Genomic DNA, 20708 nt, shown 5'->3' with positions numbered 1-20708 from the left:
AACTTTTTAATATTCAGTATCAAATTTTTCAAATACAACTCTATACTAGATATTAATTCGACAGAATTACCCTACACATAGATAATACAACCAAAAATATTGAGGAGTCAGGATGATTATTGGCGTACCGAAGGAAATCAAAAACCACGAATACAGAGTGGGTATGATTCCATCCAGTGTGAGAGAACTTGTCTCTCACGGTCACCAAGTCATTGTCGAAACTAATGCCGGTAGTGGTATCGGTTTTTCCGATCAAGACTATATTGCCGTAGGTGCATCCATTCTTCCTACTGCTGCTGACGTTTTCACGAAAGCAGACATGATTGTTAAGGTTAAAGAACCTCAAGCCGTCGAGCGCGCTATGCTGCGTGAGGGGCAAATATTGTTCACATATTTACACCTAGCACCAGATTTTCCACAAACTGAAGAGCTTATCAAGAGCAAAGCTGTCTGCATAGCATATGAGACTGTAACAGATAATATGGGTCGTCTGCCACTTTTAGCACCAATGTCTGAAGTTGCAGGTCGTATGTCGATTCAAGCTGGCGCTCAAACTCTTGAGAAATCACACGGTGGTCGCGGTCTGCTTTTAGGTGGTGTTCCAGGCGTTGAGCCAGCAAAAGTTGTGGTCGTTGGCGGTGGCGTAGTAGGTTCAAATGCAGCTCGTATGGCGGTGGGTTTACGTGCAGACGTTACCATCTTAGACCGCAGCATTGACACCCTACGTGCGCTAGACGAAGAGTTCCAAGGTCGTGCAAAAGTGGTTTATTCTACTGAAGATGCGCTTGAAAAACATGTACTTGAAGCTGACCTAGTGATTGGTGCAGTACTCATACCTGGTGCGGCAGCACCTAAGCTGATCACGAAAGAACACATCAAACGCATGAAGCCAGGTGCAGCGGTAGTGGATGTTGCAATCGATCAAGGTGGTTGTTTTGAAACTTCAAAAGCTACAACACATGCTGAACCAACTTACATCGTCGACGAAGTTGTTCACTACTGTGTAGCAAATATGCCAGGAGCTGTAGCACGAACGTCTACTTTTGCGCTGAATAATGCAACATTACCTTACATTATTAAGCTCGCAAACAACGGATATGAGAAAGCGCTACTTGCAGATGAGGGGCTACTTGAAGGACTAAACGTTATTCACGGAAAAGTAACCTGCAAAGAAGTAGCTGAAAGCTTCGACTTAGAATACGTTGAAGCGAAGCAAGCTATCGCTATGTTCAACTAAGAACAATATGTTATTAGTTATTCTTAGCTGAATGATGACGAAAAGGACTCGCTTACGCGGGTCTTTTTTTTGCCTGTATGAGTATGTTTCTTGGGGTATCTTCTTCGGCGCAAAACTCATTCACACTCACCGAATACCCATTCTCTTCTAGATATAAAGCCCGATCTAAAACGAGCCAAAGCTCTAGTGGCCTTTGGAATACTTGTTGAACTAGACTTAACCTCTCCATCTGCCAAAATCGCTCTTCACCACGTCGATTCCAATACTCAAAATCTATTGTTCCCAATTCAAGATTTTTTTCCTTCTCAGCCCATAAGCAAAACGCTTCAAAACCACCCGACAACATCGATTTCTTAATGCTAGGGATAGCTGTGTAGGTATGATGCCCTTTCTGCTCTTTTAGGTATGCGTCCAACCCAAGCCTATAACTCATTTCTTTAAATCTATGACGATGAACTCGCGCTCCCCCAGTTACAGTAGCTTGAAGAGGTATTCTTAATTCGGTTTTGGTTAACTTCATATCATACTTAATACCTTCTGATGACAGAGGCAGGTAACAGTCTGACTGAATAAGGTGATAGCAACAGGGAGAGATAGAAAATTCGCTTAAACCTACTTCGCACCCTCGCTTGATAAGGTTAACGTGCAAATCTCCACAGGCATGTAGAGCAACAGCGTGTTGAATTGGCTTCATAATCCGAGAAGCACTCTTTTCGAGGGCATCTCCTTGAACAAAGCGCATAGCTAGCCCTTTTTTGTCCGCCAGAGCTTGTCCGCTTTCACATAAAGCTTTCTGCCATTCAAAACTGGTGACTGGAATTGTAGAGTTTGATGCAAGTAACTGACCCAAAAAGCCTTTACCAGAACACCACTCAAGCCACTCCCTTCCAACGTTTCCTTTTAGGCAAGCATCGCTCATCAAGCGTATCTGATTTAGCTTTCTCCCAGGTATACCAGCTTCAGAGCCCTTGGATAGCTGTGTTAACTCGGATGGTAGTAATCTATTTAAGTGAGAAAGCTCATGTAAGTCGGCTAAATCAGGAATAAATTTTGAGATTTCCTGTACCAAGCGGGAGGTATTTGCCTTCAGATTAATGATTTCAGATTCAGAAAGAGCATTTAACCAAGGGGTTAGACCGGGGTAATTTAAATCCCACGGAAAATCTGCGTAATCACTCAAGTGGAATGGCTGAAACCGCCATTCACTATCGTACAAAGCCAATAATGAACTGATCTTTTGGAAAGTTTGATTCATGATTCCCCCTAGAATCGGGCGATTGTAAGGGGAATCATAAGAGAGTTAAAGTGGTTTACCTAACAGGTAGATCGATGTCTTTAAACATCTCTTCTATTTCTACATTACTTTTTAATGAAATAGCTTGTTCGACAACAGGACGAGTCAAATGAGGAGCAAATCGCTCCATGAAGTCATACATGTATGAGCGTAAGAACGTTCCTCGACGGAAACCAATACTGGTCGTACTTGCGCCAAAAATATGGCTAGCATCGATAGCGACCAAATCTGAATCCAATGCTTTGTCGACGGCCATTGAAGCGATAACCCCGACACCAATTCCCATACGAACATAAGTTTTAATGACATCAGCATCTGTAGCGGTAAACACAATACGAGGTGTAAGACCCGCATTGTTAAATGCTGTATCTAGCTCAGATCGCCCTGTAAACCCAAATACATAGGTAACCAAAGAGTATGTCGACAAATCTTCAATAGTGACATGTTCTTTTTTAGCCAGTGGATGGTCTTTCGTTACTACAATTGAACGATTCCAGTGATAGCACGGAAGCATAATAGCATCTTGATACAAATGCAGAGCCTCGGTCGCAATAGCAAAATTTGCGGTTCCTTTAGCAACGGCTTCAGACATTTGAGAAGGCGTTCCTTGATGCATATGAAGAGAAACCTTCGGATAACGAGCCGTAAAGCCTTTAATAACATCAGGTAAAGCGTAACGTGCTTGGGTATGAGTAGTAGAAATATTCAACGTTCCCATTTCTGGGTGGGTATGCTCCCCTGCAACGGCCTTGATGCTTTCTACCCTTGCCAATATTTCACTTGAAATACGTACTATATCTTCACCAGCGTCAGTGACCTGCGTGAGGTGCTTACCGCTGCGCTCAAATATTTGTATACCAAGTTCATCTTCTAGCAAACGAACTTGCTTACTAATACCTGGCTGTGAGGTGAACAAGCTTTCTGCCGTCGCTGAGACGTTCAAGTTGTGATTAACAACTTCAACAATGTACTTCAGTTGCTGTAATTTCATCGTTACCCCGTATTCCGTTACTCTAAATTTATATACACAAATAACCTCACATAATTTTAATGTTAAAGTCACTTGGGTATATACCCAAAACACCTTAAGATGCTAGATTCAGCGAGCATCTAAGTAGCTTAGGTATATAAGTATTAGTTATAACGCCTTCAGCTAAAAAAAGACAGCAAAAACGCAGATACTTATGTGCTGAGTTTGACTATCAACTATAGTATTAAGTAGGTTTTGCTATAGACCCCGCATAAATTGGGGCAAATTTGATTTTTTCATTAATTTTCCTCTAAGTAAGGATAATAATGAAGTTTGTTGTTATCTCGGGTATAGAAACAACACGATATCGTGTATCCTCGGGGGTTAGCTTTTTGTACGGAACGCAGACTTAAGTTTATGAATATTGGTTTAATAATCGCGCTTGTTGCTATTTTGTTGGTTCTCGTAATTGGTTACAACATAATGCTTCAGTACCGCATGAAAGTAGAGACTGCAAAAAAACAAGAGTCCACGCGGCATCTAGCAGTTATTGATGCGACAGAGGACCTTATCGGGAATGCACATCACCTACCATACAGTAAGGATCTTTTGGTGTGCTTGAACACGCGAATTCTTGACGCACTTGAATCTATGTTTGAACTAGATCCGAAAAATAAGCAGTTGAAGTCTCGTGTTGCCAACATGCAATCTCAAATTCAGCAATTGAAAGAAAATTATCAGGGTGGTGAAACGGCTTCGTTTAAAGTACCTAGCAGCGATAAGCAAGCCATTATAATGCTTAAGCTTGTGAAGCGATTGCGTGAGACTATTCGAAGTGAGCACAATAAAGGTCGCTTTGAGACTCAAGCTTACGTAGCGGAAAATTCTCGCTTGGAACAAATACAAGTTCGCATCAATATCGAAAACGTTATTAAGCGCGCAAATGATTCGGTGTTGAGAGGACAAGCTGGTACCGCAAAGCAGCTTTTGAAAAAAGGCCTAGATGCACTGGCATCGAAAAACGATTCATATTCCAATAAGGCTAAAGAAAAACTGCAAGCCATGCTGGATGACATGGATCAGAAAAGACAAGACAAAGAAGCAGAACATGCTAAAGATCGAGACGAGAAAGAACGTAACGATGATATGGATGCCCTCTTCGGCGAAAAGAAAAAGTGGTAAACTAACCAAAGACTTATTTAAATCAAAGGTCGCATTATGCGACCTTTTTTATATTGATGCAGTATGATGATTGAAGACGAAAATATCCAAAAGCTCCTTACTCCTATCCAATCCTTTCTCCAATGCGAGACACCTATAGAGTGGATAGACGAAGCTAGAAAGCCGAAGAATCTACCGACCGTATTACTTGATCACTTAATGTGCGAACTGAAAGCTGGTCAATCAGCGATGTATTTGATTCGAAAATATGCTGTAGACAAAGACAGCGCTCATACTCTGCTCGACTGGTTTAAACCTTATGAGGACTTTGCCTATCGCAAAATAGGAACCATTGAAACACTCAAAGGTAAGAGTAGTATCTCAAAAGCAATCAAAGCAAAAGGAGACTCCCCATACAGCCAAGATCTCATTGATAAAATGGTGTTGTTGATAAAAGAAGAGTTGCATCACTTCTACCAAGTACTTGAGATTATGGCTAATCGTGGGATCACTTATCGAAATGAATCGGCTAGTCGCTATGCTAAAGGACTGCTTTCGCATATGAAAACTCATGAACCGGAAACATTGATCGATAAGCTGATAATCGGCGCTTATATCGAAGCTCGTTCATGTGAGCGTTTTGCTAAATTGGCTCCACATATGGAAGACGATATCAGCAAGTTTTATGTCTCTCTACTGCGCTCAGAAGCTCGTCACTATCAAGACTATTTATCATTAGCAGAGCAAATTGCGGGAAAAGATATTACAGAGAGAGTGATATTTTTTGGCGGAGTTGAAGCCGAATTAATCACAACCCCAGATAAAGAATTTAAGTTTCATAGTGGTATCCCTAATCGCATATAGACAAAAAGCCCGCCAAATTGGCGGGCTTCCCAAAATCAGTATAAACGACTAGTAAATCCTAACATCGGACTAAACACTATCTTTAGTATCAAACCACTTTAGGTTCAAACTAAAGATTGGTTGATATCTGAAAGAACATTCGCTGGGTCAAATGCTTGAGTTATCGGTCTGCCAATAACTAAATAATCAGACCCTGCTTCAATAGCCTCAACAGGAGTCATAATTCTCTTTTGGTCACCAATGGCAGAGCCTGTTGGACGAATACCTGGAGTAACCAGTTTGAAATCTTTCCCTAGTTCTGATTTCAACATCGATGACTCTTGTGCTGAGCACACTACACCATCTAAACCAGCGTTTTTAGTCAGACTCGCCAAGCGAACAACCTGTTCCTGAGGCGCGATATCCAAACCAATTCCTGCTAGGTCGGATTGTTCCATACTTGTGAGCACAGTTACGCCAATCAATAGTGGACGATCCTTACCATAAGGCTCCAGGATTTCACGAGAAGCACTCATCATGCGCTCACCACCACTTGCATGGACATTTACCATCCATACGCCTAATTCAGCAGCCGCTCGTACTGCTTTTGAGCAAGTGTTTGGGATATCGTGAAACTTGAGGTCCAGAAATACTGAGAAGCCTCTTTTATGAAGCTCACGAACAAACTCAGGACCAAACAGAGTAAACATCTCTTTGCCAACTTTCAGACGGCATGAACTTGGGTCAATCTTATCAACAAACGCTAATGCATCCGCTTGTTTGTCATAATCAAGTGCTACGATGATTTTCTGGTCGATCACTTTTCTCTCCTAATTGTATTTAGTCTGCATTCAGACACTAAACCACCGCTCAATAAGCGGTGGTCTTTAAATCCTGCTATTCACCATCTAACCCGCGAATCGGCTTAATGGTACCCCAACCCTTGCAAGATGGACAATGCCAATACAAAGAGCGGGTAGAAAAGCCACACTTTCTGCATCGATGATGAGGCTTCACTTTAAGCTGCTCACCCACCATTCCTTGTAGCGTTGTTAAACTCTCTTTTGCTCTTCCATCTTCAGCTTCCTCAAGATGATAATCCATCAATCGATAAAAGCCCTTCATTGTTGGGTTCTTAACAAGTTGCCTTGTCAATAAAGTCTGTGCCGCGGCAACACCATCATGGTTTGCCACAAGCTGAGCAAGCATAAGTTCTGCAGATACTCCTGCTTTTTTCTCAATACAACGATGTAAAATTGCTAGTAAATCGCCTTCTCTATCTAGCTTTTGGTAACATTCAGCAATGGTAGGTAATACCTGCCCTACAAAATCGATATCTTGATCAATAACCTGCTCTAAATAACGAACTGTATTTATGTAATCTTCCTGAGAAAGGTATATTTTACCTAGAGTGATACTCGCCCGAACACAATGAGAGTCTTCTGTTAGAGCTTTCTTGAGGAGGTTAATTGATTTCTTGGTATTTCCCTCCCCTTGCTCTTGCATAGCCAATTCACAATAGTAGTGGGCAATATCTTTTTTGATTCGCTTCCTGCCTAATTTGACCAATGCTGAAGCATATTCGATAGCTTTACTCCACTCTCTGGTTTGTTGGAATATGACGACCAATTGATTAAGGGCTGCTTCTCGGTGATCAGGCTCGTCCAAAAGCTGCATAAATATCTTTTCTGCACGATCAAGGAGACCAGATACCATAAAATCTTTCGCAAGCTGTTGCAGAGCAATATTTTTTTGATCAATGGTCAAACCAGGACGTGAAATAAGATTTTGGTGGATACGAATAGCTCGATCAACTTCACCACGTGATCGGAAAAGGTTACCTAATGCTAAATGCGTGTCAATCGTTTCATCGTCGACCTGAAGGAGCTCAATAAAGTGGTCGACCGCTTTATCCGATTGATCAGAAAGTAAGAGGTTTAATCCCGTAACGTACTGTCGGGAAATTTGATTAGATTGTTTCTGCTTGTCGAAATTCGCACTGCGATTACCCATGTACCAACCATAGGCAGCGGCAATCGGTAACAACAAGAAGAGAAGTTCAAGCATTCAAGGTTGCCTTAGGCGTTACTTTGTTGCTTCTCTATCGCTGGTTGTTTGTTAAGCTGCTTCTTCAACTTACGAATGGTGAGTTTGTATTTAAATTGCAAACTACCAAAAATAAGAGCCGAAAGACCAAACCCTGCAACAAACACCAAACCTAAGAGCAATGAGAGATGAAATTCGCCTTTAGCAAGTAAGTAGTTAAATGATACAACTTGCTGATTTTGAGCACCTAATGCTAAGGCAATCAATACAAGAGCAATCACCAAGATTATTTTTATAATTTTCATAAATCACTACTCCAAAATAAGCTTAAGGGTTAGATTATGCAGGAAATTGAATTATCAAACCATCCGGAATTGATGGAATATGAGCAATTTAGTTATAAAAAAGCGGCATACGAGATGCATGCCGCTTTTCTATAACACCAAAAGGTGATTAGCCGTGGATATTTACGCGTTCACGCAATTCTTTACCCGGCTTAAAGTGAGGGACATACTTACCTTCCAGCTCAACTTTTTCACCAGTTTTAGGATTACGACCCATTCTTGGCTCTCGATAGTGCAGTGAGAAACTACCGAAACCACGGATTTCAATACGATCTCCGCTCTCTAGGGTTGACGCCATATGTTCAAGTATATCCTTGACGGCATCTTCTACTTCTTTTGCAGAAAGATGTGTTTGCTGCGCGCAGAGTCTTTCAATTAGTTCAGACTTAGTCATAGTTCCCCTCATTTCAATGGTATCAAAAAGGCACTTATCGAAAAAAAGGGAGCCTAATGGCTCCCCTTAAGCGATTTCTTATTCGCCTTTAGCAGCCTTGAATGCATCAGCCATAGCATTACCGAATCCGCCGTCTTCAGACTTATTCAGTGAAGCCATTGCTTCTTGCTCTTCAGCTTCATCTTTAGCTTTGATAGATAGGTTGATTACGCGGTTCTTACGGTCTACACCTGTGAACTTCGCTTCAACGCTGTCACCAACGCTTAGGATTAGAGACGCATCTTCGATACGGTCACGAGATACTTCAGAAGCACGGATGTAACCTTCAACGCCCTCTACAAGTTCAATTGTAGCACCTTTTGCGTCAACTGCAGTTACAGTACCGTTTACTAGAGTACCTTTCTTGTTGTCAGCAACGTATGCGTTGAACGGGTCGTTTTCCATTTGCTTAACGCCAAGAGAAATACGCTCACGCTCTGCATCTACTGCTAGAACAACTGCAGAGATTTCATCGCCTTTCTTGTACTCACGTACTGCTTCTTCACCAGCAACATTCCAAGAAATGTCAGATAGGTGAACAAGACCGTCGATGCCGCCTTCTAGACCGATGAAGATACCAAAGTCAGTGATAGACTTGATCTTACCAGTAACTTTGTCGCCTTTAGCTTGAGCTTCAGCGAATGACTGCCATGGATTAGCTTTACATTGCTTAAGACCTAGAGAAATACGACGACGTTCTTCGTCGATCTCAAGAACCATAACCTCAACTTCGTCGCCAACATTAACAACTTTAGATGGGTGAATGTTCTTGTTAGTCCAATCCATTTCAGAAACGTGAACTAGACCTTCAACGCCTTCTTCGATTTCAACGAAGCAACCGTAGTCAGTTAGGTTAGTTACACGACCAGAAAGCTTGTGACCTTCTGGGTAACGCTTAGCGATTGCTACCCATGGATCTTCGCCTAGTTGCTTAAGACCTAGTGATACACGAGTGCGGTCACGGTCGAACTTAAGAACTTTAACTAGGATTTCATCACCAACGTTCACGATCTCAGATGGGTGCTTAACACGCTTCCAAGCCATGTCTGTGATGTGTAGAAGACCGTCAACACCACCAAGGTCAACGAATGCACCGTAGTCAGTAAGGTTCTTAACGATACCTTTAACTTCAGTACCTTCTTGAAGAGTTTCAAGAAGCTCGTCACGCTCAACGCTGTTTTCAGATTCGATAACCGCACGACGAGAAACAACAACGTTGTTACGCTTCTGGTCTAGCTTGATTACTTTGAACTCTAGCTCTTTGTTTTCTAGGTGAGCAGTGTCGCGAATAGGACGTACGTCTACTAGTGAACCAGGTAGGAAAGCACGGATACCGTTTAGTTCAACGGTGAAACCGCCTTTAACTTTACCGTTGATAACACCAACAACAGTTTCAGCTTCTTCGTATGCTTTCTCAAGCACGATCCAAGCTTCGTGACGCTTCGCTTTCTCACGAGAAAGTTGAGTTTCACCGAAACCATCTTCAACAGCGTCTAGCGCAACATCTACTTCAGTACCAACTTCAACTTCAAGTTCGCCAGCAGCGTTCTTGAATTGTTCAGCAGGGATAGCAGACTCAGACTTAAGACCAGCATCAACAAGAACGAAACCGTTCTCGATAGCTACCACAGTACCTTTAACAATAGTACCTTGTTGGAATTCAGTCTCGTTTAGAAACTCTTCAAAGAGTTGAGCAAAAGATTCAGTCATTATTTGATCTTCAATAATTAAACTTCCACGGGTATCCTACCGCATGGGGTTGATAAAAATGCCGGTCATCATCCTTGCGACCAACAGTCCTATTGCCTTAATATCGTTATCAAGACAATTTAGATTCAATAAATTCAAGCGCTTGAACCACCACTTCGTCAATAGAAAGCAATGTAGAATCAAGCACTAGCGCATCATCCGCAGGACGCAACGGTGCAACCGCTCGATTACGATCACGGTCGTCTCTGTCTTGGATCTCGCGTAAAAGGTCATCAAATTTAACATCATGCCCCTTTTCTTGCAACTGCTTGTAGCGGCGATTCGCTCTTTCTTCTGCACTTGCATCTAAAAAGATCTTGGCAATAGCAGACGGAAATACAACCGTGCCTAAATCTCGACCATCACCCACCAAGCCAGGCTCCGTAGCGAAAGAGCGTTGACGACGCAACAATGCTTCTCTTACACGAGGCAAAGCGGCAATTTTTGATGCTGCATCGCCAGTCGTTTCTTTGCGAAGTTCTTTAGAAACATCTTCGCCTTCAAGGATGACTTTAACCAAATCACCTTCAGCAATAAATTGTACATCTAAATGGGTAGCAATCGGAACCAGAGCTTCTTCCGAACTCGTATCGACACCATGGTGGATCGCTGCTAGAGCCAATACCCGATATATCGCTCCGGAATCCAACAAATGAAAGCCTAATTTTTCCGCCAACAACATACAAAGCGTGCCTTTACCTGCACCGCTTGGACCGTCTACTGTAATGACTGGAGGTTGAAGGGACATGTTTTTCTCCGTTTTCGTTTGTAGCAAACACTATAATGAGTGTTCACTTTTATCGGCGCGCTATTATACCGAAAGCTATGGTGAATAAAACACAAAAAAGTCCGTAAATATGGTGTGTGAGTTCTACAACTTTCTGTTTATTCGAGAAATTGTAATATCACTTACACCAAACGGACTTTTCTTCTAAATATAAGACCTTGCTAAATTATAGCTTAAAGTATTGGTCTTTGACCTTTCGATACCCACTTCATGATCACGTTATCAACAATGTCTGCACTAGCACCTGTAAGCTTGTCAGATAACTTTTTCTTTTGAACATAATGGATCGCTAAGACTGTTTTATCTTTGCAAGCCTGCATAACCAAATCGTCGGACGTCGATATCTCATCGACTAATCCAAGGTCTTTTGCCTGCGTACCAAACCAATGCTCACCCGTTGCTACTTTATCTAATTCAAGAGACGGTCTGCGCTCACGAATAAAGTTTTTGAACAAACCATGGGTTTCTTCCAACTCTTCTTTAAATTTCTCACGGGCCTTATCAGTATTCTCACCAAACATGGTTAAGGTGCGCTTATACTCACCTGCAGTCAGTTGCTCATAGTCAATATCATGCTTTTTAAGCAGTTTATTGAAGTTAGGCAACTGAGCAATAACGCCGATTGATCCGACTACAGCAAATGGTGCGGAAATGATCCTATCGGCTACACACGCCATCATATACCCGCCGCTTGCCGCAACTTTATCGACAGAAATGGTTAATGGAAGGTTTGCTGCTTTTAGTCGGTCAAGCTGAGAAGACGCCAAACCATACGCATGTACCATTCCTCCACCAGATTCAAGTTTCACCAATACTTCATCGCCGTCTTGCGCTACAGCGATAATGGCACTGATTTCTTCACGAAGCGCTGCCACTTCTTTCGCGTCGATCGAACCGTTAAAATCAAGTACAAACAAATGCGGCTTCCGGTTTGCTTCTAGCTCACCACCTTTTGCCGCTTTTTTGACTTCTTTTTCTCGCTCTTTATCCTTTTCTTTTTGCGCTTTCTTATCTGCTTTATGCTTGGCTTTTAGATAAGCGTCATCATGTAAATGATGTTCTAACTGTTCAACACTGTGCTCGTATCGCTCAGTCAGGTTTGTCACTTCAAGCTCGCCTTTTGCGCCAGCCTGTTTTCCGCTTACTGATTTTACAACCACCAGCAAAACTACGACCGCTGCCAGTATTGTGACGATCTTAGCTAAAAATAATCCGTAATCTAACAAAAATTCCAATGTGATATCCCCAAAAGAATGAATTGGTGTATTGTAACGATCTTGTCACGATTACCAATAGTTAAAACCGAAATACCTTGATGACCTATCAAATACTTATGAGTAGGCAAGGTGGTTAAAGATTCAATATACAAGGTGAGAAAAGTGGATTATTCAATCTCAGAGAAAGCCCTAGAAGGAAGAGTAATTTTAGTGACCGGTGCAGGTGCTGGTATAGGGAAGCAAGCGGCATTAAGTTATGCACAACATGGTGCAACCATAATATTACTTGGTCGAACCGTCGCAAAACTAGAAGAAACTTATGATGAAATTGAAGCTTTGGGTGCTCCTCAACCTGCCATTATTCCCCTTGATATGAAAGGCGCTAGCAAGCAAAACTATATTGATATGGTCGAAACCATTGAAGGTCAATTCGGACGTTTAGATGGTGTTCTACACAATGCTAGCGTATTGGGTGTTATTAGCCCATTTGACCAAATTGGGGAAGATACGTACGACGATGTTATGCAAGTCAACGTGAAGGCTCAATTTCTAATGACGCAAGCGACATTGCCTCTGCTTAAAAAATCCCCAGATGCTCGAATTGTCTTTACTTCTTCAACTGTTGGACATGATGGTCGCGCTTTCTGGGGGACATACGCAATGTCCAAATTTGCGACCGAAGGAATGATGCAAGTGTTAGCTGATGAGCTAGAAGAAACAAACGTTCAAGTCAACGCTATAAACCCAGGTGGTACTCGAACAGGAATGCGAGCAAAAGCCTATCCAGCAGAAGATATCGAGCTGCTAAAAACACCTTTAGACATTATGCCGTTGTATTTATATTTGATGGCTCCAGAAGGTAAAGCGGTTAACGGGCAATGCATCGACGCACAGCCTAAAAAATAGCAATAATACCAATTACAGTAAGTAAGAGTTCATAAATAGCGAAGGAAAAACGCTTGAGAACAAGGTAAAAAAAATCGATAAGTAGTTATTCTACAAACAAATTTTTTAACGCAGTTATCGAGTGTTTTAACAAGCTAGAATGAGTAATTACTTACTACGATTGGTATAAATATCTGAAAGCAGAATTTGTAGATTCTAGATGTTCATAAAACAAAAAAACCGGCGATTGCCGGGTTTTTCTAAAGAATGTCTCTCAACCTATCTTGGGTTACTTTTACCAAAACGTCGGGCTGAAACTTAGATATAAACTTATTACACCCTACTTTTTCAACCATCGCTTCATTGAAACTTCCGCTTAAAGAGGTATTCAGAGTGATATATAAATCCTTCATACGCGGGTCACTTCGAACTTCATGCGTCAGTTTGTAGCCATCCATTTCTGGCATCTCAGCATCGGTAATCATAAGAAGCAGCTCTCTAGCAACATCTTTTCCTTCATCACACCAAGACTTGAGAAGAGTTAGCGCTTCTAAGCCATCATTACACTCCAAAATCTCTAATCCAAGTTGACTTAGAGTACCTTTCACTTGGTTTCTTGCCGTAGACGAATCATCTACGATAAGGATTTTCCGACCCGCCATCTGTTGTGATAGGTCTTCATCTAAGACGCCATCAGAAATAGACACGTCATAATCAACGATTTCAGCCAATACTTTTTCAACATCAATAATTTCAACGATACGCTTCTGTTCGTTTTCGACAATGTTGGTGATTGCGGTTAAGTAGTTAGCGCGACCCGCAGTTTTTGGCGGCGGCTGAATTTCAGTCCAAGCGGTGTTTATGATGTTTCTTACCTGACCAACTAGAAAGCCTTGAATCGTTCGATTGTACTCGGTGATGATCAAGTTTTGCTCTTCTTCATCTTGCATGGGTCTAAAACCAATAGCTGCGCGAAGATCGATAACAGGTAGGGATTCCCCCCGCAATGAAGCAACACCGGTAATATAATGATGTGAGCCTGGCAATTTGGTGAGCGGAGGAAGTTTTAAGACTTCACGGACCTTAAAAACGTTTACAGCAAAGATTTGTGAGCTATTGAGCTGGAACAATAACAACTCCAATCGGTTTTCACCGACTAGTTGTGTTCTTTGGTCAACGCTGCTTAATACTCCAGACATAAGGTTTCTCACTCATTAATCAATAATTACAGAGTACAGCATCAATTGCATCTGCGCCATATTGTGAACCAACAAATCAGGCTCAACCTATACAGGATTAGCTTAGCCTTCAACCACTTTCATGAGTAGTTGACCATCGTACATAGCTTGTTTAATCAAGGCTGCACCCGGCATTGTTGCTTCTGTATAGAAACGACTCTCCTCCAATTGTAGATCTTGATGATAAACTGGCAAGGTTTGAGTCTCGATACATTCTTGAATCACTGGAAACAAAATTGATCTTGCTTGGTTAATCACACCACCAATTAACACTTTTTCGGGGTTAAACAAGTTGATGACAATAGCAACTGCTGCCCCAAGATAACGTCCTAATTGCTGTATTTCTTCAATGGCTAATGCATCACCCGACTCAGCTGCTTCGCAAATGCTTTCTACGGTGACATCATCGTGAGGTATGGAAGTTGGATCACCTTTTTCAATTCGAGCAGAAACAACTTCTCTAAGGGCTTTTGAGCTAGCGAGTGTTTCAAGACAGCCGGTATTGCCACAATGACACTGCTTACCTTTCGGGTCGATTTGGATATGCCCCAGTTCTCCGATATTGCCATGACGCCCTTGTAAAACCCGCCCATCCAGTATAATACCTGCGCCTAAACCATGATGAATTGAAATCAGAACCGAGTTATCCACGCTTTGAGAGTTGCCAAATAACTTTTCAGCCAGCGCCCAAGCACGGGTATCATTTGCAATAAACACAGGTAGCCCTGTCGCTTTATAGATTTCAGGTCCTAAGGCTAAGTTATTCACATTGTAATGTGGCATTTGCAAAACCACACCTTTATCGGAATCCACTAAGCCTGGGAGGGTAAGCGCAATGCTCGTTACCCGGTCGAGTTTGTCGGAGTAGCCTTGGAAAAATTCTTCAATTTCATGAAGAAGCCTTTCCAACACATCTTCTTGCTCTATTTCCTCAATGGTGATTTTTGTATCCACCAACACAGAACCGCCATGCTCATGCAGCGCAATCGTTAGATAGCCACGCCCCAAGCGCATAGACAGAAACTGCCATCCTTCATTATCGGTTTGGAGACCAACAGCAGGGCGACCACGGCTTGTCGCTTCTTGAACCGTCGTTTCGTGAATTAAGTGAGCATCAATGAGCTCTCTGGTAATTTTAGTAATGCTGGCTGGTGCCAGCTCGCTGGTTTTGGATAAGTCTATACGAGAAATAGGACCTTTAAGGTCTATCAATTTATATACACGGCCAGCATTGACCTGCTTGATATGATCAATATGGCCTGGTTGAGCCATGTACATAGAAAACTCCGACGATTGTAAACCCACTAATTTTTTTACTTTGAAAAGTAATTGTGAAGCGGCTTGATCCATCGTCGTGACTCCCATCACGTATCTATCAGATCTTTTTATACAAGTTTGAATTTAGACATTTTTTAAAGCCTAGAATAGTGATCAAGTCGATGTTTTTTTGCGCACGAAAATATCTCCTAATCGCTACACTTGTTCTTACAAAAGCAAAAAGCACGGAATAATCGCGATCAAACGGAGAATGATATGTCTAAATTACTCAGACGAACCAAAATTGTTGCTACCTTGGGTCCTTCCACAGATAAGGGCAATAATTTAGAAGAGATAATCGAAGCAGGCGCTAATGTTGTAAGAATGAACTTTTCTCACGGAAGTTCAGAAGATCACATACAACGCGCGCAAAAAGTCCGACAAATCGCAGCAAAACTTGGAACACACGTCGCCATATTAGGTGACTTACAAGGTCCTAAAATTCGGGTATCAACATTTGAAGACAATAAGGTCAACTTAGAAGTTGGAGCAAAATTTGTCTTAGATGCTGAACTGCCACCTGGAGAAGGATCGGTCGTATCAGTCGGCGTTGACTATAAAGAGTTGCCAAAAGATGTATCCAAAGGAGATGTCCTTCTTCTAGATGATGGTCGCGTTCAGTTGAAGGTCGTGTCAGTAGAAAATACTAGAGTTCACACAACAGTTCTTGTCGGTGGACCTCTTTCAAACAACAAAGGAATAAATAAAAAAGGGGGCGGACTGTCTGCAGAAGCGCTTACAGATAAAGACAAAGCGGACATACTTACTGCTGCCAAAATAAAAGTCGATTACCTCGCGGTTTCCTTCCCTCGTAATGGTGAAGATATGAGATATGCTCGCAGGCTCGCCACCGACGCTGGGCTGAGTGCAAAGTTGGTTGCCAAAGTAGAACGAGCGGAATCCGTTGAAGACGAAGAAAGTATGGATGATATTATTTCCGCGTCAGACGCGGTTATGGTCGCGAGGGGCGATCTCGGTGTTGAAATCGGAGATCCAGAACTCGTAGGGGTACAAAAACAGCTCATACTGCGTGCTCGAAGACTCAATAGAACGGTTATAACGGCAACCCAGATGATGGAATCCATGATTGAGAATCCACTTCCTACCCGGGCTGAAGTTATGGATGTCGCCAATGCGGTACTTGATGGCACTGACGCTGTAATGCTTTCTGGGGAAACTGCAGCGGGGAAATATCCGGTCGAAACCGTTAAATCTATGGCTGAAGTGTGTATTGGTGCAGAAAAAATGCCTTCACTCAATGTATCAGGGCACCGCTTAGAAACGAAATTTGAGTCGGCATCTGAAACTATCTCTATGGCAACCATGTATGCCGCAAACCACCTTGACGGTGTAAAAGCGATGGTTAGCCTAACGGAATCAGGTAAAACTGTACTCATGATGTCTCGCTTAAGTTCCGGACTCCCCATCTTCGCTCTGTCTCGTAATGAAGATACCCTTAATCGATGCACTTTATATCGTGGTGTCACTCCCGTTTACTTTGGTAGCGATGGTGCATCAGGCTTAGATACGACCTACTCTGCTCTGGAAGCATTAAAAGAAAAAGGCCTATTGGATGTTGGTGATACTGTCATTATTACGCAAGGTGACGTAATGGACCTTATTGGCTCAACCAACTGTATGAGAATCATTGAAGTACGATAGGTAAATTGATCTAAAAAGAACGTCACTTAAATCGCAGCAAGCACTTTGATACAGGCATAGAAAGAGCAGGTTAAAAAGATCCTCTAACTTGCTCTTTCTTCCATCATAATCTTTTAAAACTATGCAGATCGTGGTTTCAGGTTCGACTCAGCTTGCAAATATGTATTTACGAAATTATTGCCAGCTTTTAAACCAAGCTCATAGTCAGCCAAAAGGGCTTCACGATCACTAAGTAGAGACGTGGACTCAAGTGGGGATTCTGGGTGGATCTGAAGAATGAAACAATCATCGGGAGGCGAAGTCAGAAATTGTTGTGTTAATGAGTAAGTCTGATAATGCACCATTAACATATCAGCTAAGCCAGAATCGAATGTTTCCCCCAACATATGACTCAAACGATAAACATCGCCCGCGCCAAATAGCCATCGTCCACCATTCAAAAGCCTTGCTTGAGAAAGCAATTTGTTTTGTTGCGCAGATTGATTAAATTTTTCAATGAAGAAATCAGACCAATCGCTTTTCCATTCTTGAACTTTACTATCCCATTGGTTTTGCAGAGCATCAACAGATTGACGCAACCAAATAGGCATGCCGTCACTCACCGCAACGGGAACATCACCCTTCGGCATTTCTTGTTCAAACGGTTCCGTTCTAATCACAACAATACACCGGCTTCCGGTCCTCCATGCTTCCTGAACGGGAATAGAAGCAGAGACTCCACCATCAAGGTATCTTGTGCCATCAATCACCACCTCCCCTTTATACAGCCTAGGTATGGCGCATGTCGCTTTGAGCACATTAACCCAGTTATCTTCAAGCATAGGAAGATAGTGATCCTGTAAATGAACGGCATCCGTTACCGAAGCAAAAGCATTTTTCCCTGCTAATTGGTTTCTGCCTAGATCAACATCGAGCTTGTATGGGTAATGGCTAACTTTATCCAACGCCCAATCAATATCGAGTGTTTGTTTGTTTCGGATATAGCCAAACAGGCTGAAAAATTCTGGCTGAGTAGTCAGATCGAGCAGAAATGAACGACCTAGCCCAGCTTGCCTACAGATATAAGCACATAAGTTCAAAGCGCCAGCAGAAGTGCCGTAGTAAGTATTGAAGGGATCAAAATCAGAGAGGAGGAATGCATCTAAAACACCGGCGGTAAAAATTCCGCGTTGCCCACCGCCTTGGGCAACTAGCGCTGTATTACCACCAAAGTATTTTTGTAAACGTTGAGTATTAACATTAGTGCTAGAGTCGGTTACTACCCCTGTATTACTCATACATGACTAATCTTAAGCAGTTGTAATGGCTATAACTGCAAACGCCACTAGCACAGTAAAAACAACGATGGTTGCTCCAAGGGCAAATTTAAAATCAAAGTCCATACATCACCTCCGGTTATTAACAAATTAATAACAGCAGATACACTTCCATTCAAGACATCTCGTTATCCACGTTTTAAGTATGCTGCCAGTATCACATTTGAATTCTTTCATCACATTTAGATGAATTCAGGACACAAACATCATTACTTGCTGTTTTTTCCGTCAAATGAACTTTTCACAACCAAAGTTATTAATTTTTATTAATTGGTAAATAATAGTTTTATAAGAAGTAAATATAACAATGAATCAGAATCATTCACTAAATTATCAGGATTATGTCAAATTAAAGACAAGTAGAAACCAACTATCTACACAATAGAAACTATTGCCTTACAACTGGTTAATGGGTAGTCTCGACTCTATGCATAGCGGAATATTCCAGAATATGCACACACACATCGTAACAATCAGAATTAATCACTAAGTTATAACTCACAGAATAGAATTAAACCCTAAGATATTGCCATTTAGCATACAATTCATATGGTTCATATGACTCAAGAGCAATAACAAAATATAAAAGGGATCCGTTTTGTGGTGAAAATGTTGATCTTAGTGACGTCGTTAGGAGTTAAATAATGAAACGAGAACAATGGGGATCCCGTGCGGGCTTTATTCTTGCCGCAGTAGGGTCAGCAATCGGGCTAGGGAACATTTGGCGTTTCCCTTACATGGCCTACGAGAACGGTGGCGGCGCATTTTTTATTCCATACCTTTTTGCCATGATCACCGCTGGTATCCCATTCATGATCCTAGAGTTCAGTATGGGTCAGAAATATCGTGGTTCCGCACCGAAAACACTCGCAAAAATACATTCAAAATTTGAATGGCTTGGTTGGTTCCAAGTTGGTGTGGCCGCTGTTATTGCAGTGTACTACGTTGCCGTTATTGGCTGGGCGATCTCTTATTTTGGAATGTCGTTCACTCAGGAGTGGGGAGAAGATACTAATGCATTCTTCTTCAGCGAATACTTGCAACTCGGCGACAACTCACCGACGAATCTAGGCAGTATTCAATGGAAAATTGCCATTGCGATGCTTATTGCTTGGGGAATCACCTATGCCGCAATCGTTGGGGGCGTAAAAGCCGGTATCGAACGTGCTTCTAAGATCATGATGCCTGTTTTATTCATCATGGTTATCGCACTGATTGGGCGCATGGTGTTCCTTCCAGGCGCTCTGGATGGTGTGAACTACATGTTTGAACCTGATTTCAGTAAGATTTGGGACGTAAAAGTTTGGGCCGCCGCATATGGTCAAATCTTTTTCACCCTGAGTATTGGTTTTGCCATTATGCTCGCTTATTCAAGCTACCTTCCTGAAAAGTCAGACATAACAAACAACGCATTCATGACTGTTTTGATTAACTGCGGGTTCTCGATCCTTGCAGGTATCATGATATTTTCTGTATTGGGCTATATGGCTCAGGAGCAAGGTAAGCCGCTTACTGAAGTCGTTTCAGCAGGTGTTGGCTTGGCTTTCGTAACGCTTCCAGCCGCCATTAACCTACTTCCAGCACCTTATATTCTTGGTCCTCTGTTCTTCTTTGCCCTTGTTGTAGCTGGTTTGAGCTCCCACATCTCCATTATGGAAGCCGTGACATCTGCCATTATGGACAAGCTAAACTGGAGCCGTAAGAAGGCAGCCAATATTGTAATCGGTGTCGGTCTTGTTGTTTCGATGGCATTTGCAACCAATGGTGGTTTGTTGCTACTTGATTTGGTTGACCATTTCGCGAACAACGTTGGCATTATGCTGGGTGGCTTTATTGAAATCTTATTGATGGCTTGGCTGTTGAATAAAGTTGGCGATGTACGTGTGTACGTAAATTCCACATCGGATTTCTCAATCGGTCAATGGTTCGATATATGCTTACGTTTCATCACTCCAGTGATTTTGGCGATTATTTTGGTTACTAAACTGAGCGCACTATTCACGGAAGGCTATGGTGGCTACGACCTAACGCTAGGTTGGGCACTCATTGCTGCATTATTTGTATTCGGTCTAATTATTAACGTTACCAGCAGTAAGGAGAGCAAAGCATGACAACAAGTGCAATCATCATGATGGTTTTAGGCTTAGGCATTACTTGGGGTGGCGCTGCCATCTGCATCAAACGTGCAATGAATAAGCAAGACTAAAAA

At 42.2% G+C, this 20708-nt stretch carries 20 protein-coding genes; 7 read left to right on the top strand and 13 right to left on the bottom strand.

Going from position 1 to position 20708, the window contains the following annotated elements:
* Positions 1-112: 112 nt before the first annotated feature.
* A complete protein-coding gene (gene ald, locus VPNCDNU1_RS05080) occupies positions 113-1237 on the top strand; it encodes an alanine dehydrogenase (protein ID WP_104399344.1) in 1125 nt (374 codons plus the stop codon).
* Positions 1238-1289: 52 nt separating this feature from the next.
* Here the strand turns inward: ald and VPNCDNU1_RS05075 are convergent, their stop codons facing one another.
* A complete protein-coding gene (locus tag VPNCDNU1_RS05075) occupies positions 1290-2492 on the bottom strand; it encodes a methyltransferase (RefSeq protein WP_104399343.1) in 1203 nt (400 codons plus the stop codon).
* 55 nt (positions 2493-2547) lie between these two features.
* Complete coding sequence (cysB, locus tag VPNCDNU1_RS05070; protein WP_104399342.1) at positions 2548-3522, bottom strand: HTH-type transcriptional regulator CysB; 975 nt, start codon at positions 3520-3522, stop codon at positions 2548-2550.
* Between the two features lie 396 nt (positions 3523-3918).
* Between cysB and VPNCDNU1_RS05065 the strand changes: the two genes are divergently transcribed.
* Positions 3919-4683, top strand: coding sequence for a DNA repair protein (locus tag VPNCDNU1_RS05065; protein WP_101112033.1), 765 nt, complete (start codon positions 3919-3921; stop codon positions 4681-4683).
* Between the two features lie 66 nt (positions 4684-4749).
* The gene (miaE, locus tag VPNCDNU1_RS05060; protein WP_104399440.1) at positions 4750-5526 is read left to right on the top strand and encodes a tRNA isopentenyl-2-thiomethyl-A-37 hydroxylase MiaE; all 777 of its coding nucleotides are present in this window, start codon (positions 4750-4752) and stop codon (positions 5524-5526) included.
* Positions 5527-5630: 104 nt separating this feature from the next.
* On the opposite strand, the gene pyrF is transcribed toward miaE, so the two are convergent.
* The 7 genes from pyrF to sohB form a co-directional block, all read right to left on the bottom strand.
* A complete protein-coding gene (gene pyrF / locus VPNCDNU1_RS05055; RefSeq protein ID WP_104399341.1) occupies positions 5631-6326 on the bottom strand; it encodes an orotidine-5'-phosphate decarboxylase in 696 nt (231 codons plus the stop codon).
* A 76-nt stretch (positions 6327-6402) separates the two neighbouring features.
* Entirely contained in the window at positions 6403-7572 is a 1170-nt protein-coding gene (lapB, locus tag VPNCDNU1_RS05050) for a lipopolysaccharide assembly protein LapB (protein WP_104399340.1), read from the bottom strand.
* Between the two features lie 11 nt (positions 7573-7583).
* Positions 7584-7856 (bottom strand): LapA family protein, encoded by a 273-nt coding sequence (locus VPNCDNU1_RS05045; protein ID WP_104399339.1) that lies wholly within the window; start codon positions 7854-7856, stop codon positions 7584-7586.
* A 148-nt stretch (positions 7857-8004) separates the two neighbouring features.
* Positions 8005-8301 (bottom strand): integration host factor subunit beta, encoded by a 297-nt coding sequence (gene ihfB, locus VPNCDNU1_RS05040; protein WP_167404719.1) that lies wholly within the window; start codon positions 8299-8301, stop codon positions 8005-8007.
* Positions 8302-8367: 66 nt separating this feature from the next.
* Positions 8368-10038: a 30S ribosomal protein S1 gene (gene rpsA, locus VPNCDNU1_RS05035; protein ID WP_101112027.1), complete on the bottom strand. Its 1671-nt coding sequence runs from the start codon at positions 10036-10038 to the stop codon at positions 8368-8370.
* A gap of 109 nt (positions 10039-10147) precedes the next feature.
* Positions 10148-10825, bottom strand: coding sequence for a (d)CMP kinase (gene cmk, locus VPNCDNU1_RS05030; protein WP_104399338.1), 678 nt, complete (start codon positions 10823-10825; stop codon positions 10148-10150).
* 212 nt (positions 10826-11037) lie between these two features.
* The gene (sohB, locus tag VPNCDNU1_RS05025; RefSeq protein WP_104399337.1) at positions 11038-12099 is read right to left on the bottom strand and encodes a protease SohB; all 1062 of its coding nucleotides are present in this window, start codon (positions 12097-12099) and stop codon (positions 11038-11040) included.
* A gap of 144 nt (positions 12100-12243) precedes the next feature.
* Between sohB and VPNCDNU1_RS05020 the strand changes: the two genes are divergently transcribed.
* Positions 12244-12987 (top strand): YciK family oxidoreductase, encoded by a 744-nt coding sequence (locus tag VPNCDNU1_RS05020; RefSeq protein WP_104399336.1) that lies wholly within the window; start codon positions 12244-12246, stop codon positions 12985-12987.
* A 239-nt stretch (positions 12988-13226) separates the two neighbouring features.
* On the opposite strand, the gene VPNCDNU1_RS05015 is transcribed toward VPNCDNU1_RS05020, so the two are convergent.
* Positions 13227-14165: a chemotaxis protein CheV gene (locus VPNCDNU1_RS05015; protein WP_104399335.1), complete on the bottom strand. Its 939-nt coding sequence runs from the start codon at positions 14163-14165 to the stop codon at positions 13227-13229.
* A 102-nt stretch (positions 14166-14267) separates the two neighbouring features.
* Positions 14268-15482, bottom strand: a complete 1215-nt coding sequence (gene mlc, locus VPNCDNU1_RS05010) for a sugar metabolism global transcriptional regulator Mlc (protein WP_104399439.1) — start codon at positions 15480-15482, stop codon at positions 14268-14270.
* A 255-nt stretch (positions 15483-15737) separates the two neighbouring features.
* On the opposite strand from mlc, the gene pyk reads away from it, so the two are divergent.
* Positions 15738-17183, top strand: a complete 1446-nt coding sequence (pyk, locus tag VPNCDNU1_RS05005) for a pyruvate kinase (protein ID WP_104399334.1) — start codon at positions 15738-15740, stop codon at positions 17181-17183.
* 119 nt (positions 17184-17302) lie between these two features.
* On the opposite strand, the gene VPNCDNU1_RS05000 is transcribed toward pyk, so the two are convergent.
* Both VPNCDNU1_RS05000 and cydH read right to left on the bottom strand, forming a co-directional pair.
* Complete coding sequence (locus tag VPNCDNU1_RS05000) at positions 17303-18460, bottom strand: patatin-like phospholipase family protein (protein WP_104399333.1); 1158 nt, start codon at positions 18458-18460, stop codon at positions 17303-17305.
* A gap of 12 nt (positions 18461-18472) precedes the next feature.
* A complete protein-coding gene (cydH, locus tag VPNCDNU1_RS29300) occupies positions 18473-18565 on the bottom strand; it encodes a cytochrome bd-I oxidase subunit CydH (RefSeq protein WP_104399332.1) in 93 nt (30 codons plus the stop codon).
* Between the two features lie 578 nt (positions 18566-19143).
* Here cydH and VPNCDNU1_RS04990 point away from each other — a divergent pair.
* Both VPNCDNU1_RS04990 and VPNCDNU1_RS04985 read left to right on the top strand, forming a co-directional pair.
* A complete protein-coding gene (locus VPNCDNU1_RS04990) occupies positions 19144-20610 on the top strand; it encodes a sodium-dependent transporter (RefSeq protein ID WP_104399331.1) in 1467 nt (488 codons plus the stop codon).
* Complete coding sequence (locus VPNCDNU1_RS04985) at positions 20607-20705, top strand: MetS family NSS transporter small subunit (protein WP_104399330.1); 99 nt, start codon at positions 20607-20609, stop codon at positions 20703-20705. Before VPNCDNU1_RS04990 ends, VPNCDNU1_RS04985 begins: the two co-directional genes overlap by 4 nt.
* The last annotated feature ends 3 nt before the right edge of the window (positions 20706-20708 follow it).

The sequence above is a fragment of the Vibrio penaeicida genome (genome assembly GCF_002933855.1).
GTDB classification, from domain to species: domain Bacteria; phylum Pseudomonadota; class Gammaproteobacteria; order Enterobacterales; family Vibrionaceae; genus Vibrio; species Vibrio penaeicida_A.
This window is presented reverse-complemented; position numbering and strand designations above follow the sequence as displayed.